The sequence below is a fragment of the Gemmatimonadales bacterium genome, from assembly GCA_036265815.1.
In the GTDB taxonomy this organism is placed as follows: domain Bacteria; phylum Gemmatimonadota; class Gemmatimonadetes; order Gemmatimonadales; family GWC2-71-9; genus CAVVWJ01.
Window position 1 is genome coordinate 1 of the sequence record DATAOI010000054.1, and the last position, 16,675, is coordinate 16,675.

The 16,675-nt window shown below is 68.7% G+C and carries 13 protein-coding genes; 9 read left to right on the forward strand and 4 right to left on the reverse strand.

What is annotated here, in order from left to right; all coding sequences use genetic code 11:
• The 4 genes from VHR41_12465 to VHR41_12480 all read left to right on the forward strand — a co-directional run.
• Positions 1-1,141, forward strand: a 1,141-nt coding sequence (locus tag VHR41_12465) for an MFS transporter (GenBank protein ID HEX3235006.1), incomplete at its 5' end; no start/stop codon positions are given.
• Between the two features lie 69 nt (positions 1,142-1,210).
• Positions 1,211-3,133 (forward strand): protein kinase, encoded by a 1,923-nt coding sequence (locus tag VHR41_12470; protein HEX3235007.1) that lies wholly within the window; start codon positions 1,211-1,213, stop codon positions 3,131-3,133.
• Between the two features lie 3 nt (positions 3,134-3,136).
• A complete protein-coding gene (locus tag VHR41_12475; GenBank protein HEX3235008.1) occupies positions 3,137-4,201 on the forward strand; it encodes a hypothetical protein in 1,065 nt (354 codons plus the stop codon).
• Positions 4,202-4,222: 21 nt separating this feature from the next.
• Positions 4,223-5,851, forward strand: coding sequence for a serine/threonine-protein kinase (locus VHR41_12480; protein ID HEX3235009.1), 1,629 nt, complete (start codon positions 4,223-4,225; stop codon positions 5,849-5,851).
• A gap of 26 nt (positions 5,852-5,877) precedes the next feature.
• Here the strand turns inward: VHR41_12480 and VHR41_12485 are convergent, their stop codons facing one another.
• The 3 genes from VHR41_12485 to VHR41_12495 form a co-directional block, all read right to left on the reverse strand.
• Entirely contained in the window at positions 5,878-7,476 is a 1,599-nt protein-coding gene (locus tag VHR41_12485) for a M4 family metallopeptidase (protein HEX3235010.1), read from the reverse strand.
• Positions 7,477-7,546: 70 nt separating this feature from the next.
• Positions 7,547-8,047 (reverse strand): protealysin inhibitor emfourin, encoded by a 501-nt coding sequence (locus VHR41_12490; GenBank protein ID HEX3235011.1) that lies wholly within the window; start codon positions 8,045-8,047, stop codon positions 7,547-7,549.
• Positions 8,048-8,095: 48 nt separating this feature from the next.
• Positions 8,096-9,661, reverse strand: a complete 1,566-nt coding sequence (locus VHR41_12495; GenBank protein HEX3235012.1) for a carboxypeptidase-like regulatory domain-containing protein — start codon at positions 9,659-9,661, stop codon at positions 8,096-8,098.
• 152 nt (positions 9,662-9,813) lie between these two features.
• On the opposite strand from VHR41_12495, the gene VHR41_12500 reads away from it, so the two are divergent.
• Genes VHR41_12500 through VHR41_12520 form a run of 5 tightly spaced genes read left to right on the forward strand, consistent with a single transcriptional unit; the run spans position 9,814 to position 16,209 of the window.
• Positions 9,814-11,412 (forward strand): hypothetical protein, encoded by a 1,599-nt coding sequence (locus VHR41_12500; protein ID HEX3235013.1) that lies wholly within the window; start codon positions 9,814-9,816, stop codon positions 11,410-11,412.
• Entirely contained in the window at positions 11,409-12,896 is a 1,488-nt protein-coding gene (locus tag VHR41_12505; protein ID HEX3235014.1) for an LpqB family beta-propeller domain-containing protein, read from the forward strand. The genes VHR41_12500 and VHR41_12505 overlap by 4 nt, the downstream gene beginning before the upstream one ends.
• Before the next feature lie 27 nt (positions 12,897-12,923).
• Entirely contained in the window at positions 12,924-14,558 is a 1,635-nt protein-coding gene (locus VHR41_12510; GenBank protein ID HEX3235015.1) for a protein kinase, read from the forward strand.
• Positions 14,555-15,574 (forward strand): hypothetical protein, encoded by a 1,020-nt coding sequence (locus tag VHR41_12515; GenBank protein ID HEX3235016.1) that lies wholly within the window; start codon positions 14,555-14,557, stop codon positions 15,572-15,574. Before VHR41_12510 ends, VHR41_12515 begins: the two co-directional genes overlap by 4 nt.
• A complete protein-coding gene (locus VHR41_12520; protein ID HEX3235017.1) occupies positions 15,571-16,209 on the forward strand; it encodes a hypothetical protein in 639 nt (212 codons plus the stop codon). The genes VHR41_12515 and VHR41_12520 overlap by 4 nt, the downstream gene beginning before the upstream one ends.
• A 57-nt stretch (positions 16,210-16,266) precedes the next feature.
• Here VHR41_12520 and VHR41_12525 read toward each other — a convergent pair.
• Positions 16,267-16,675 (reverse strand): hypothetical protein (locus tag VHR41_12525; protein ID HEX3235018.1); only part of this gene is annotated, 409 nt, incomplete at its 5' end.

The following is a 16,675-nucleotide window of genomic DNA, read 5'->3' on the forward strand; positions in this document are numbered from 1 at the left end:
CTCGCTCCTCGCCGCCTTCGGCACCTTCGCCGCCGGCTTCCTCATGCGGCCGCTGGGCGGGGCCCTGTTCGGCTGGGTGGGCGACAAGTTCGGCCGCAAGCAGGCGCTGCTCTGGTCGGTGATGGCGATGGCGTTCCCCTCCTTCTTCATCGGCGTGCTGCCGAGCACCGAGACCATCGGGATCGCTGCGCCCATCCTCCTGCTCCTGTTCCGGTTGATGCAGGGGCTCGCGGTGGGCGGAGAATACGGCGCCTCGTCCGTGTTCCTGGTCGAAGGCTCCGAGCCGGGCCGCCGCGGGTGGATGGGAAGCTGGGCGCCGGTCGGCGCGTTCACGGGCACGCTGCTCGGATCGGCGGCCGGCGCGATCGTGAACGCCGTCCTGTCGCCGACGGAGGTACTGGCCTGGGGCTGGCGCATCCCGTTCATCCTCGGGATCGGCGTGGGTCTGGGAGGGATCGCCATCCGGCGCCACTACATCGAGCGGGTGCCCCATCAGGCTCCGTCCCGGTCGCCGCTGGTCGAGGCGTTGCAGTCCTACTGGCTGACTACGTTGCACCTCGTGGCGCTGGTGGCTGCCCTGGCCGTCGGGTTCTACATGACGTTCGTGTACGCGGCCACCTGGCTCGCGCAGGTGGCCCAGGTGCCGGCGCGCACCGCGCTGGGGATCAACACCCTTGCGATGGCGTTGTCGCTGGTCGGCTCGCTGGCGGCGGGAGCGTTGAGCGACCGGATCGGCCGGCGACCGGTGCTGGTCGCGCAGGGCGCCGCGCTCGCGCTGCTGGCCTACCCCTTGATGTCTCTCATGGCCACAGGGAAGACGGGCCGTATCATCGCGGGTCAGGTCGGCCTCGCCCTGCTGGTCGCGGCCGGAAGCGGGGCCCTGCCCGCCACCATGGCCGAGCTCGCGCCGTGGCGGGTGCGGTGCACCGTGGTCTCGGTGTCGCACAACCTGGGAATGGCGCTCCTCGGCGGGACCACGCCGCTCGTGGGCGCGTGGCTCGTCTCGAGGACGGGCGTGCCGCTCGCGCCCGCGATGTACCTGGCCGCGGCGGGCGCGGTGAGCTTCATCGCGGCGCTCCTGCTGCCCCGGACCGCGCGGCACCGGCTCACCCACGAGTTCCAGGCGACGCGGCCGCGCTGAGGACAGCTACCCGCAGTAGGCCGCCGAGGGTATTTTCCGCCGTCCCACTACCCATAGCCCAGGGCTCACGTGTCAGACTTGCGCGCGCAGCTCGAAGCCGGACTCGCCGGACAATACGCGTTGCTTCGCGAGCTCGGCCGCGGCGGCATGGCGACCGTCTTCCTCGCGACCGACCTCAAGCACGATCGTCCGGTCGCCTTCAAGGTGCTCCATCCCGACCTGGCGCAATCGCTCGGCAGCGAGCGGTTCCAGCGCGAGATCCGGCTGGCGGCCCGGCTGCAGCACCCCCACATCCTGACCGTCCACGATTCCGGCGCCACTGCGGGTCATCTCTGGTTCACCATGCCGTTCGTCGAGGGCGAGAGCCTGCGCGACCGGCTCCGGCGCGAGCGGCAGCTCCCGCTGGAGGACGCGCTCCGGATCGCCCGGCAGGCGGCCCAGGCGCTGCACTACGCGCACGAGCACGGCGTCGTGCATCGCGACATCAAGCCCGAGAACCTGCTGCTCACCAGCGACGGCAACACCCTGGTCGCCGACTTCGGCATCGCCCGGGCGCTGGGCGCGGGAGACGACTCGCTCACCCAGACCGGCATGAGCGTGGGCACGCCGGCCTACATGAGCCCCGAGCAGGCCACGGGCGACCGCACGCTCGACGCCCGGTCGGATGTCTACAGCCTGGCCTCCGTGCTGTTCGAGATGCTGGCGGGCGAGCAGCCGTACACCGGCCCAACCATGCAGGCCATCCTGATGAAGCGGCTGTCGGAGCCGGTCCCGCGAGTCCGAAGCGGCCGGCCGTCGGTGCCGGAGCCGGTCGACGCCGCGATTTCGAGGGCGCTCTCGGTGGTGCCGGCCGACCGCTACGCCACCGCCGCGCTGTTCGCCCAGGCACTCGATCAGGCCGTCACCAGCACCAGCGGAAGCGCCGCGGCGGCGACGCTGCCCGTGACCCCTGTCGCGGTCGGGGCGGGTGCCTCCTCGGCCTCCGCGCCGCGCCCGGCTCGCCGCCGACTCGGCGCCGCGCTCGCCGGCGCGGGCCTGCTCGTGGCGGCGGTGGTCGGATGGTGGATGCTCCACCGGCCCTCGGCCGCCCAAGCGTCGGCCAACCACCTGGCGGTCCTGCCGTTCGCGGTCCACGGCGGCGGGCGCCTCGACTTCCTGGCGCAGGGCATGGTCGACCTGCTGAGCCGGAACCTCGACGGCGCCGGCGACATCCGGAGCGTCAACGGTGCCACGGTCCTGGCCGCGGCGCACGCGGACGGCGGCGTGGCCGATCTGGAGGAAGGACGGCGGCTCGCCCGGCGGCTGGGCGCCGGGCTCTACGTGCTTGGCAGCGTGAGCGCGATCGGCAACCAGGTGCGCATCGAGGCCAGCCTGTACGACGGCGCGCCGGCCCAGCCGGCGATGCTCTCGCAGTCGAGCGTGAGCGGCGACACCACCCAGCTCTTCGAGCTGGTGGATCGTCTGGCCGGCGATCTCATGGTACGGCAGGGCCGGGGCGTGGGCTCGCGGCTGCTCCAGACCGCCGCCACCACGACCCGGTCGCTCCCCGCGCTCAAGTCGTACCTCGACGCTGAGCGGCAGCTCCGCCGCGGCGGGTTCGACTCGGCGCTGGCGGGCTTCCAGCAGGCCGTGCAGCTCGACAGCACCTTCGCGCTGGCCTACTACCGCTTGGCGGTGGCCGCGGCGTGGTCACGGCACGACGGGCTGATCCGGCCCAACACCGAGCGCGCCGTGCGCCTGGCCGACCGGCTGAGCGAGCGCGACCGGCGGCTGCTCACGTCGTTCGCCGCGCTGGCCGACGGCAAGCCGGACGACGCGGAGAGCGGCTACCGCGGCATCCTCCAGGACTATCCCGACGACCTCGAGGCGCAGTGGCAGCTCGCCACCGTGCTCAACGTCTACAATCCGCTGCGCGGCCGCCCGATCGCGGAATCGGCGCCGGTGTTCGACGGGGTGGTGAAGCTCGACCCAGAGTTCCTCTGTCCCATATGACCCATGATGCACCTCGCCGTGAGCGAGGACGACATCGCGAAGGCCGAGTCGCTGGTCGCCCGGGTGGGGAAGGACTACGCGGACAGCGCCATGTTCGCCGTGGCCGAGGGCGACAGCGCCCTGGCCGCGCGGCTGCTGCGTGAGGCCCGGGACAGCGCCCACGTCGGGCTGGTGCTCAATGCCGTGTGGCAGGTGGGGGAGTGGCTGGGGCAGCCGGCCGCCGCCGAGCCGTTCGCGCGGGCCGGCGCGGAGCGTCCACAGCAGGCCACTCGCCTCAACGTTGCCCTGGCGACAAACCTGGTCAGCCAGGGACGGTGGGTGGCGGCCGACAGTGCCTTCCTCCGCGCCCTCGGCACGGCCACCACACCGCTGCCCCGGCTGGTACGGGGGATCACGGCGGCGCTCCCCTTCTTCCAGGTGCCGCGGCCGGTGCTCCAGGCCATCAGCGCCGACCTCTCTGCGTGGGACCCGGCCACCGACCGGTCGCTGGCGGTCGCCGGCGACCCCCGGGTGGCGATGGTGCCGGCGGTCCGCCTCTATATCCTGGGCCTCCTCGCCGTGCGGCTTGGCGAACCGGCGGCGGCGGCGCGGGCCGCGAGCCAGCTCGAGGCGCTGCCCGCACCGGACGAGGTCGCCGGTCCGGCTCGCTCCCTGGCGGCGGCGGTGCGGGCGGACCTGGCGCTCACCGCGCGGCGTCCGGCCGACGCGCTGGCGGCGCTGGGCCCCGTGCGGGGCGCCGTGCCGCTCAGCCTGAGCGGGATGTCGCCGGTCTCCGAGGACTACGCCCGCTTCCTCCGCGCCGAGGCGCTCCTCGCGCTCGGCAAGGACACGGAGGCACAGCGCTGGCTGGAGAACGGCTTCGGCGGGACGCCGGACCACATGACCTTCCGGGTTCCGGTGCTGTTCCGGCTAGGCGAGCTGTACGAGCGCGGGGGCGAGCGGCAGAAGGCCATCGACGCGTACGCGCAGGTGGTGCGGCTCTGGGCCGCGTGCGACGCGCCGCTACGGCCGGCGGTGGAGGATGCGCGGTCGCGGCTGGCGCGGTTGACGGCCGAGCCCGGGAGTTAGGCCGCCGGCTATCTTCCCCCCATGTCCAACCTCCTCGACCGGGGACTCGACAGCTCCAGCGGCCTGGCCTTCGTGCGCGAGCGCTTGGCGCTGCTCAGCAAGACGCTCTTCGTCGTCTCGTTCGCGTTCTATCTCTTCCTCCTCGCCAGCATGGTCCTCATCGGCGGCGCGCCGTTCGTCGTCGTGGTGCGCGGACCGGTGGCATTCGGGCACCTCTGCGCCAGCGTGACGATGGCCCTGCTCTGGCTGGTAGCCAGCCGGACCAGTCCGACGCTCAAGAACCTGGGCGCGCTCGATGTCATCAGCTTCGTCCTGGCCGGTGCTTTCCTCTCGCTCATGACGATCGAGGAAGAAGGGCAGATCCTGCAGACGCTGCTGGCCCTGACGGTCACCGTCATGCTCCGCGCCATCCTGCTGCCGTCCAGGCCGGGGCGGACCCTGCTGCTGTCGGCGCTGGTCTTCGCCCCGACCGTCGTCGTGTGCATCGCACGCCATCACCCAACGGCGTTCCTGCCCGGTTTCAGCCCGGCGTATCAGAAGCTCCAGATGACTCTCAACACCGTCCTCTGGAGCGTCCTGGGAACCACGCTCGCCACCATCGCTTCACGGGTCCTGTACGGACTGCGCCGGCAGGTCGCCGAGGCGAGCGAGCTGGGCCAGTATCTGCTCGAGGAGAAGATCGGCGGGGGCGGCATGGGCGAGGTCTGGCGCGCGCGCCACCGGCTGCTGATCCGGCCGGCGGCGATCAAGCTCATCCGCCAGCGGGCCCTGGGCGCGATGGCGGGCGATCCCGAGCTGCTGGTGCGGCGGTTCGAGCGTGAGGCGCGCGCCACCGCCGCGCTCACGTCTCCCCACACGGTGCAGCTCTACGATTTCGGCGTCACCGACGACGGCCGGCTGTACTACGTGATGGAGCTGCTCGACGGCCTCGACCTCGACACCCTGGTCCGGCAGCACGGGCCACTGCCGGCGGAGCGGGTCGTCCACCTGCTGCGCCAGGTCTGTTCGGCGCTCGCGGACGCACACGCCAACGGCCTGGTCCACCGCGACATCAAGCCGGCCAACGTGGTGGTCAGCCGGGCCGGCACCACCTTCGACTTCGTCAAGGTGCTCGACTTCGGGCTGGTCAAGCTCGACGGCGCACGGAGCGCCGGCAAGGACGCCATCAACCTCACCGCCGAGGACAGCTGGAGCGGCACGCCGGGGTACATGGCGCCGGAGGTGGTGCTCGGCGCTGCCGACACCGATCATCGGGTCGACCTGTACGCGCTGGGGTGTGTCGCCTACTGGCTCCTCACCGGCAGGATGGTCTTCGAGGGGGAGAACGCCATGCAGGTGATGATGCAGCACGTGCAGGCGGAGCCGAAGCGGCCGTCACTCCGAACGGAACAGGCCATCCCGGCTGCGCTGGAGGAGCTGGTCATGGAGTGCTTGGAGAAGGACCCGGCGCGGCGTCCGGCCACCGCGGAGGTCGTGAGCGAGCGGTTGGGCGCGGTTCCTCCGACAGCGAGCTGGACCGCGGAGCGGGCGGAGCAGTGGTGGGCGATGCATCGCCCGCGGCCGCGGGACGCGCGGCCCGTTGCGGATGTTCTCCTCTCGCACGAGGGGCACGAGCTCCGCATCGGGCCGCGAGTCAGGCCGTCGGGGTAGCGCCGACGGCAAGTGGAACCTTCAGGTCATGCCATCTGAAGCGCCGGCATGGCCGCCTGCACGTCCCCCCACGGATACGGCCAGTCTCCGTTGGCCTTGCGGATCGTGTGCCAGAGTCCGTCGGACTCGTCCAGCACGAACACGTGCACATCGCCGTTCTGATCAGCGGTGGCGGAGACGAACCGGGTCGGCCCGACGTCGGGGTGCCCCTGATTGCGGATCGCCTGCTGGACATCGCCCCAGGGATAGGGCCAGTCGCCATTGGCCAAGCGGATGGTGTGCCATAAGCCGTCCGTCTGGTCGAGCACGAACAGGTGCAGGTCGCCGTTGGGCGCGGCGGCGGCGGAGACGAGCCGGGTCGGGCCGACGTCGGGGTGTCCCTGGTCGCGGATCGCCTGCTGCACATCGCCCCAGGGATAGGGCCAGTCGCCATTGGCCAGGCGGATCGTATGCCAGAGGCCGTTCGCCTGATCCAGGACCAAGGTGTGCACGTCGCCGCTTGGTGCGGCGGATGATGCCACGAAGGTCGTCTGCATCGCCGCCCCTCGCAGGATGATCCCGACCTGCTCCCACGCATCGACGACCGCTTGTCGCTCCGCGGCACTGTAGAGCTTGGAGGCATTGTCAGCGGTCAGCTCCGCGAATTGCTGGAAGGATGCAGTGGATGACAGGCGCGGGTCGCACAGCGTGGCATACCAGATGTGGCCGGGCTTGTCCCAGGCGAACCCACCCAGCGCGATGGCCAGCAGGTAGAAGGCGTGATTGGGAATGCCGGAGTTGACGTGGACTCCGCCATTGTCGTCGGTGCCCTGGTAGTAGTCGTTCATGTGCGCCGGCTGGGGATCTTTTCCGAGGACCGGGTCGTCGAACGCGGTCCCCGGCGCCTTCATGGACCGCAGGGCGACGCCCTGCACCTGGGCGGTGAACAGCCCCTCGCCGATCAACCAATCCGCCTGGGCCGCGGTCTGCTGGGGTGATTTCGAGTACTGCTTCACCAACGACCCGAACACATCCGACATCGATTCATTCAGCGCACCCGGCTGGTCCTGGTAGACGAGGTTGGCGGTGTGCTCGGTCACACCGTGCGTCAGCTCGTGGCCGATGACATCGATGGAGATAGTGAAGCGGTTGAAGTACTGGCCGTCACCGTCGCCGAACACCATCTGCGAGCCATTCCAGAAAGCGTTGTCGTAGCCCTGGCCGTAGTGAACGCTGCCGAGCACCGGCATCGCCGCGTCGTCGATCGAGTTGCGGTTGTATGCCGTCCAGTACAGGTCCAGGGTGGATCCGAATCCATCATAGGCCTCGGTGACCGCGATGTCTCCCGTCGCGGCCTGGCCCTCGCCTCTCACCAGCTGTCCCGGGAGGACGGTTCCGTGCTGGGCGTCGTAGATCCTCCTCTGTTGCGAAGGGGGAGCGACCATCCGCCCTCGCCGCCGCTGGCGATCGATCAGTGGGCGTTCGTGCAGCGATTGAATCAGTCGTGCGGTGCGGAGCGAAGTGTCGATGCCCAACGTCCGCAGGGCGCGCTCGCGCTGTTCGGGGGTTCCCCGCTGCGCGATCGCTTCCAAGACGTACGGCGGGATAATGCAGCAGCCGGCCGAGTGGCCGTGGTGGTGTGTCATATGCGATCCTCTGTGATCCGATCGATCTCGGTCGGTCGGAAGGGCCTCTTCCATGGCAGGGGGGAAGGTGTCAGGAACTCCGGTGTACCCGTCCATGTTGCTCGAGGAAGTTCACCAGACGTTGCAGCGCAGGGTCACCGATCGGCTCGACCGCTCGCACCGTATGAACTCGATCCTGGTCTTCGACCGTGATCTCGAATGTGCGGTAATCGGCAGCACCTGGAGGAGCGGCGCCAACCTGAGGTGGCAGGCTCGTGAACCGGGACTCCTGAAGCAAGCGCTCCAGCACTGCCCGGTCCGCCGTATCCAGGGACGACGAGTCGAGCGTCATAGGACGCATGAGTCCCGGCAGGTAGGCGAGGCCACCGGACCGTGAAAGCGTTACTCGCATTACAGGGGCTCGGATGTGCAGGAGTCTCTGCGCAACGCCAGGGTATGACGCAGTACCGAAGGTGTCAATAGGATTGTTGCGGCGCGCGATCGAGCGGCGAGTGCGCGGAGAACCACGGCGCGACGCATAGTAATAATTGCGCGCCATCGCGCGACCACAAAGCGCGGTTTTGTGTCGCATCGGGAGACTAGGAGTCGCCCGATGCGTCAGGCCAGGCCGGAGTCGCCCCTAGTCCTCGGAACCAGGAACGAACTGACAGTCACTCCCGACCGCGATGCACAACGAGTACCGGGTCGCTACCCCCGCCTCGTCCAGGACGATGAGATAGTGGTCCCCCGGCGAGACTTCCGCGTTCAGGGTCTCGGTTGAACCACTCCCGTGGGCCTCGGCCGACACGCCGAATTCCCCCAGCAGCAGGATGCCCAGGTTGCTCGAGTCCGCGGCGGCGAAGGGGCGAGCAGCGACTTTCACAGTGAGAAAGGGGTTGGGTCCGTCATCGAGGTCACCAGGAATCGTGATCCGGAACCAGTCCACGTCGTAGGGATTATCGATGGTGAGGGTGTCGGCAAAGGGAAGGTCGATACTCGTGGCGGGATTCCCCGCATTGAGATCGGCTCCCAGGCAGTGGTCATTTTCCTCGAAGCGGTCCGGCAGGATCCGCGGATCGGCTGTCTTGTAGCCATCCTGAACGGTGACGCTGTAGCGCCCCGGAGGGTCCCCCAGGACGCCGAGCAGAAGGTCCCCGGCCGGCAAGTCCTTCAGCGCGCGCACCACGGTGACCGGACCAGTGCGGGGTACCGGCCGCGGGAACTGGATGAACGCGCCCCCGCCGGAATCGGACCCGGATTGTATACCTCGACAGATCTGTCCCCCTACCCCTATTGCCCAGAGGGATGGGTCTCCGTCGGCAAGGGCCGTCCCGACCGGCTTGGGCCCGATGGAGACCACCGGATCGAACAGAGTGACGGCCGGTGTTTCGGTCGAGATCGTGATGGTGATGGCGCGTCCCGCCGTCGGCAGGGCGAATCGGAAGCCATCCGATTGCTCCCCTACCGTCAGGGCCAGGGCCGGATTGTAGAACAGGGTATCGGGTGGCCGAATCGGCGGTCCGGTGAGGTCGATCAGGGGCGGCGGCTCCCCGAGCTCGTGGTACAGATCCGTCGCCAGTACCGTGGTCGGAGCCGGAGCGAGCGCCGTGGCGCCCTGGAGCGTGACGGCGGCGGCGCGCGCCGTTGTCGCTGGGTAAGGGACCCAGAAGTCGAGGCGGCCCAGGCCGGATCGCTCACCCGAGAATGTGGTCTCGTCCGGGATGAGGTCAGCTTCACCCATCGACACGCGAGCGAGGTTTGCCAGGCCCACGCCGAAGATGTTCACCCGGTCCCCATAGCGAACCACAGCCGGGACAACGCTGTCGATCTCGACCGAGTTAGCGACCCTGATGGCCAGGGTCGCCGGCTCGGCGCCCGCAAAGCCGGTGGCGGTGGCTTGGATCTCCGCCGTGCCGCTCCGGAGTCCGGTGACGGTCGCGGAGCCGTCACTGGCGCCGGCGACGGTGGCGACCGACGGGTCGGAAGATCGCCAAGTGATCTCGGCGCCCGGGATCGACTCCGAAGCCCCAGAGGAGGACCGGCGGCTGATGTGACCGTTCACCCGCATGCTGGTGTTGAGGACGACGAGGCCGGAGGGTGCGTCGATAGCGACGACCATCTCTCCGCTCTGATCGGAGGGCAAGGCGCAGCCGGCGGCCACCAAGGAGGCGAGGAGCCAGCCGGCCGCGAAAGGGTGGGACGGCACCGAGTCGCTTTCGTCGAACCGTTTGAGGCGACAAGATATATCTGGAATTCGAGCTCCGCCACGTACCCACGTCTGCAACTTGCCGAGCTTCTGATGGCTCGGCATATTAGGCCGCTTCTCACCCACTTCGGCTCCGCCTGGTGCTCTTCGCTGTGCGACGCTGCCGTTCGCGGCTCCCTCTCGCCCACCTCGCGATCGGGCTCTTCAGTCTCGGCTGCGGCGCCGGCGAGTCTCTCGAGAGCGCTCCGACCGGCAGTCTGCTCATCCTCACAGCCATCCAGGGCGGGGCGTCGGATCCGAACGGCTTCGTCGTCTCGATCAATGGCGATTCGGGCCGGGCTATCGGCCCGGCCGACAGCCTTAGGGCAAGCGACCTACGGCCGGCAGAGTATCGGGTCACCCTCCTCGACCTCGCCGAGCACTGCACGGTGAGCAGCCCCAATCCGCAGGACGTGCTGGTCGTGGCCGGCCTGACCACGACGGTCCGGTTCGAGGTCGACTGTCAGGCACCGGAGCCCGGCCAGGGCCAGCTCCAGGTCATCGTTGGAACCAGCGGAGTGGAGCTGGACCCGGACGGCTACATATTGTACGTCGACTCCGACAGTGCCCGAAGGATCGAGGTCGACGACACCCTGCTCATCGCGAACCTGACCAGCGGCTCCCATCTGGTGCGGCTCGGCGGCCTGGCTCAGAATTGCACCACTGGCCAGGCGAACCCGGACACGGTGATAGTCACCACCGACCAGACCGAGGCCGCGACGTTCCAGGTGAGCTGCTGGCCACCGCTCGACGGCAGGATCGCATATGCGCAGCAGTTTTCGGGCTTCTCCTCGATCGAGGCCCTGGATAGCAAACGGACGAGCGAGACGTCGCTGTTCTTCAACACGCCGCCGGATTTCTCCACCCATCCGTCGTGGTCCCCGGACGGGTCTCGAATCGCCTACTCCGGAAGGAGCACCGACGCCTTCGAGGGCTCCGTCTGGGTCTCCGACACCGATTTCAATGCCACTCAGTTGACCGGCTGCCAGCTCACGGCCCCAAGGCCGGTGTGGTCGCCTGACGGGCGCCGAGTGCTCTGCCGCTCGGAACAGGGCGACCTGTTCACCGAGGCGATCGACGCATCCGGCACCCAGCCGGTAGCCGCCGGGTTCCACGAGATCGAGTCGGCGTCATGGTCCAGGACAGGATCCATCGCGTTTCGGGTCGAGGACCTGGACGGGCGGAGCGCAGAGATCTACGTCATGACCACCGCCGCCGCTCAGCCCCGGCGAGTGCTCGCCTTCGAAAGCGAACCGGTGGATACCAGTGGCGTACCCATGTGGTCCCCGGATGGCCGGCGTATCGCTACCGTGGTGAAGGTTCCCAATCCGGATGCCGGCGGACCGAGCTTCCTGGAGGTGCGGGTGCTCGACCTGGCGACCTCAGTCGTCACGATGGTCTATCGCGATAGGCAGGACCCACTCGAGCTCGGCTGGTCGCCGGACGGGCGATATTTGGCTTTCGAGGTGGATGGCGTCATCCGGCGTGTGGGGGGGGACGGCAGCGACCCGCGCCAGTTGACCGAAGGACACTCGCCCGCGTGGTCACCTGACGGGAGCAGGATCGCATTCACTCGCGAGGACTTCGCCACCGACATCGAGGGGGTGCTCCAGTCGGTGAGCCGGATCTTCGTCATGAACGCCGATGGCACCGGCGTGCTGCGCCTCACCCTGGGTCTCACGACGGATGTCGAGCCGGCCTGGGCTCCATGACGCGTCCTTACTTCCTCGGAAACATGATCGGCCTTGCTCTGGGCGCGGGGGCCTGGCTCGGCTGCTCGAGCGAGTCGTCTGTTACACCGTCTGGCCGAATCGAGGTGGACGTCGCGCGGAGCGGGGTCCCGGTAGACCTGACGGGATTGGTGGTCATTCTGGATCAACGCGCAAGGGCCGCGCTGAACGATTCGGGAACCGTGGCATTCGATGCTGTCGAGCCCGGCACCCATCGCATCACGCTCGCCGGTGTCGATTCGCGCTGCCAGGTGTCGCCGGGCCTCGAGAGCGATCTGGTGGCGGCTGAGGACGACACCGCGCGGGTGGAATTCGCGATCAGTTGTCCCGCGGGCTGGGGCGCCATCCAGGTCGTGACCACGACATCGGGGTCGGACGCCGACCCTGACGGGTACATGGTGCTGGTGGATGACGGGCCGCGCCTTCGAGTGGACGACGCGGGCGTGCATCAGCTCACCGCGACGGAGGGCCCCCACAGCGTGAGGCTCGCCGACCTGAGCCCCAACTGCGTCTTGGCCGGGGCGGAGGTGCAGGCGGTGGAGGTCGCGGCCGAGCAGGTCACCCAGGTGACGTTTGCGATCGACTGTATCGCCGTTCCGAGCGCCGGCCCGGGCCGGGAGATCGCGTTCGTCAGCGACCGAGACGCCGACAGTCTCCGCCCGCTCGTCGTCTATGTCATGAACGACGACGGGAGCCACGTGCATCGGCTGTCCGACACCCTGAGTCGCGAGCATACCAGTCCTGCCTGGTCTCCCGACGGGGCTCGGCTCGCCATCGTGGGCCTGACATCCAACCTCGCCCCGGCGATCACGGTGGGAACCGCCGACGGAGCGCTGGTCCGCCAGCTCCGGATGGAGCATCCGATTTCTTTCAACTCGGAGCTCTCCTGGTCGCTCGACGCGACCGGGATTCTCTTCACCACCTTTGACGAAGGTTGCCCCGAGGTGGTCCAGGCCCAAGTTGATGGGAGCGGCGAATCGGTGGTGATGTCGGATGATCATTGTCCTGATGACATACTCGCATTCAGGTACTCACCGGACGGCGCCCGTCTCGCTTTTCTGAGAGCCTGTTTCAGCTGTAACATCCCCGCGACCGAGCTGGTGGTCCGGAATGCCACAACACTCGAAGACGTCGAGCTGCCTTGTTTCATTTCTGGTCCGTCCGACGGACTCTCCTGGTCCCCGGATGGGAGGAAGCTTGCGATCGATTCGGGTGGCGAGCTGGGCGAGGAGCTCTTCGGCCACGAGATCTGGATCATGGACCTGGAGGCCCGCACGTGCAGCCAGATTACCTCCGGGCCGGAGGGCGGGTCCTCCCCCAGCTGGTCTCCGGACGGGAGCCGGATCACCCTCGTGAGCACGCGCGATGGCAACCCGGAGATCTATGTCATGAACGCCGATGGGTCGGGTCAGCGCCGCCTCACGAGCAACACCGGCTTGGACGCGCAGCCCGCCTGGCGCCCCTAGTCCATGCCGCCGGCCAACGCAAACCCAATGATCTGCTCCTACTGCAAGACGCCGCTTCCCGAGCACAGCCGCTTCTGCCTGGTGTGCGGCGCGGACCTGTCCGATCCCGAGGTCAGCACCCGCCAGCGCGCGGTCGTCAAGGAGCTCTTCGAGGAGCTCAAGCGGGCCCTCAAGAAGCGCTACCGGGTGACCGATATCCTCGGACGGGGTGGGATGGGCGCGGTCTTCCTGGCCGAGGACCTGCGGCTTGGCAGGCGGGTGGCGATCAAGGTGCTGCGGCCGGAACTCGCAGGTGAGCCCGGGTTTCTCGGCCGATTCGAGCGGGAGGCCCGCATCTCGGCCCAACTCGATCATCCCAACATCATTCCGATCTACGAGGTCGCCCAGGAGGGCGAGCTGCATTACTTCGTAATGAAGCACGTCGCGGGGAAGTCGCTCGACGAGCTTCTGGCTGGGAAGCCGATGCCGGTCGAGCAGGCCCGGCCTATCCTCTGGCAGGCGGCCTGCGGGCTCGGTCATGCGCACGCCCGGGGGGTCATCCATCGCGACGTGAAGCCCTCGAACATCATGGTGGACGAGACCGGTCGCGTCATCATCACCGACTTCGGGATCTCCAAGGCCATTCAATCGAGCACCCAGTACACCTCTACCGGGCAGGTGCTCGGCACCCCGCGCTACGTCAGCCCCGAGCAGGTTCAGGCCCTTCCCCTGGATGGGCGGAGCGACCAGTACTCGCTCGCCGTGGTCGGCTATCAGATGATGGTCGGCCGACTTCCGCTAATCGCCGAGACGGTGCACGCCCTGATGTACAAGCACATCTACGAGACTCCCGTCCCGGCCGCCACTGTCTCGCCGGAGATCCCGGGGCCGGTGTCGGACAGCCTCCAGCGGGCGCTCGCGAAGGAGCCGGAACAGCGGTTCCCCTCGATGGAGGACTTCGCCACCGCTCTCTGGCCTGAGCGCCCCGCGCGCGCAGGCGAGCCCCAGCCGGTGGTGGCCATCAGCGGCGGTGCTCAGGCGTCGCGGCCTGACGAGGCGGCAGCATCTCTCCCGCTGCCGGCACGAGGCCGTCGTCTGGCGTTGATGACGGGCGGTCTGATTGTCCTGGCGGTCTTGGGGCTCGGTGTGGTGACGCTCACCCATCGGCGGGAGCGCGGAGAGAGCACGATGCACTCGATCGACACGGTTACCACTGCGCGGGCGCCCACCAGCGAGCCGCCGGCGGAAGAGCCCAGGGCAGCGCCCGAGCCCGCGACCGTGCCGGCGCCGGGCGCAACCGGCTTGGACTCTATGCCGTCCGCCCCGCGCGAGTCGACGGCCAGGGTTCCGCTGCCTCCCCCGCCAACGCCAAAAGGCAAACCAGCCCGGCGAAGACCCGGCGTGTCGGCGGTGCGTCCCAGCCCGGCGGACACTCAGATCGGACCGAGCCCGGTTGTCGCGCCGAAAACCGGCTATCTCACGGTCAACGCGATCCCCTATGGAACCGTCTCGATCGACGGCGTAGAGATCGGCGACACGCCCGTCGTCCGGCACGAGGTGCCCCCGGGAGCCCACCGGATCAGCATCGTTCGGGAAGGTTTTCGGACCGACAGCACCGTGGCCACAGTGACGCCGGGCAACGAAGTGCGCCTCAGCCGGACTCTGATGAAGGAGAACAGGTGAAAGGACCGGCGGTGGCATGGGTCGCGCTCCTGGTGCTCCCGATTCCGGTGCGGGCAGTTGCCCAGGCAAACCCCGTGCTCCGCCAGGCACAGGTCGCGTACGATAGTCTGGATTACAGCGGCGCCCTGGCCGGCGCCCGTTCGGCCCTCCAGCAGTCCCTCGGCCGAGAGGATCGGATTGTCGCTTTCGAGCTGCTCGGCTTCGCGTACGGGGCGCTCGACTCTACAGCGCAGGCCGTCAAGGCGTTCGAGGAGCTGATCTTTCTCGCACCCGATCGGGAGCCCAATCTCGAGCGGGTCTCGCCGCGCATTACGTCCTTGTATGCCTCGGCTCTGGGTCAGGTGCTGGTCGTGAGGCGGGTGACGATCGACTCGACCTCCTTCCTGGCGGGCACCGGCAGCGCCGCCATTCGATTCTATGTCTCCCGGCTCGCGCTGGTCTCGACACGGGTGGTGGGGCCCGGCACCGACACGGTCATCGATACGACCACCACGAACGGCCCCAGCCGGGTGGACTGGACCGTGCGCGGCCGTGGCGGCCGCCCGCTTCCCGAGGGTGACTACCAGATCATCGTCACCGCCCGGGAAGGTGCCCGCAGCGAGTATTCCTCCGAGCCCCTCGCGGTGCGGGTGGAGCATGCCGCTGTGGATACGGTGCCCCATCTGAGCAGCCTTCCCGGGTACCAGGAACAGCCCGAGCTGGTGTCGCCACCGCGCGACTGGCGACCCCTGGCGCTCGCGGTGTTGTACACCGGAGCCGCCGCGGCTGCCTTCCTGGCGCTCGACGACCGAGATCTCGGTAGCGGTCCGCGGGCCGGCATTCTCTCCACAGGCGGGGCCGCGGTTGGCCTCGGCCTGACCTTGAGCCTCCGGCGTCCGGACCCTCGACCATCCCAGACCAACATCCTGTACAATCGGCTGCTGCGCGAACTGCTCGCTCGCCGGAATGAGGAAATCGAGCGCCAGAACGCGGTGCGGCGATCTCAGGTCCTGCTGACGGTCAAGCCGAGCCGATGAGGATGGTGCTGGAGGCGCTCGCGGCGTCGCTGCTGGTGAGTCTGCCGGCAGTGTCGGAAGCCTGGGCGCAGCAGGTGGAGCTGGGAGCATATGGCATCGCTGTGAGCAACAGCGAGATCGACAGCCTCCGCGGGACGAGGGGACTGGGGCTCGCGGTGGATGCCCGAGCCGAGCGCGGACGCTTTCGGCTCGAGCTTCGGGGCCTCACGGCTTCCCTTCACGCCGATTTTTCCGTGCAGCCGGACTATGCACTCCATGAGCTTAGCGCTCTGGCCAGCTATGTCTGGGGCCCACGGCTCTGGCTGCAGGTGGGAGTCGCGCGGCGATTCATCAGCCCGGACTTCGTCGCGCAGGAGGTAGGCTTGTTGCACGTCGGCGTTCTGTCCGAGACCAGGCTCTCCAGCCTGGCGCAGATCGAAGCCGGAGCGTCCTACTACCCGCTCGCTCGCTTCAGCGGCGGTGGGGGCACCGGACTCGCGCTCGGGCTGGGGCTCGGTGCGCGGGTTGGCCGCACCACCGGCCGTCTGCACGGTATCGTGGAGTACACCTATGAGAGGATCGATCGGAAGGTGAACGGTGCCGGCGCCCCGATCAGGTTCTCGGTCGCGCGGGTGGGGCTCAGAGCGCGTCTCTGATGCCCTCGCTGACCTCTCGCCGTCGGCGCTTGCCCGGCGCCCTGATCTCAACCCGGGCTAGCGCACCCGAACCGGCACCTCGAGCCGCCACCCCGCGAACGGCGCATCGAGCTCGAGCCTCAAGTCCCCAGGCTCATCCGCTCTCACCTCGAAGTCCGCGGTCTCCCCCGGCCCCGTCAGCAGTCTTTCGGTGCGCACCACGGCCTGCGAGGCCGGCAGGTCCGCCCCATCCTTTGCCACGGCGCGCCACGCTACGATCAACGAGTCGGGCCGGGGACGACGCAGGGCGAAGTACGTCCGCGCGTCGCCCATGTTGATCAGCCGGAAGCGATAGGTGCGGCCGGCGTGGATGTCGATCGGCGCCGGGTCGAGCAGTCCGTTCGCCACGCCGAATGCGCTGTCGTGCCGCGCCAGGCCGCCGACCAGTACCAGCCGGTTGCTCGCCGTGTCGTAGGTCGTGCCGGGA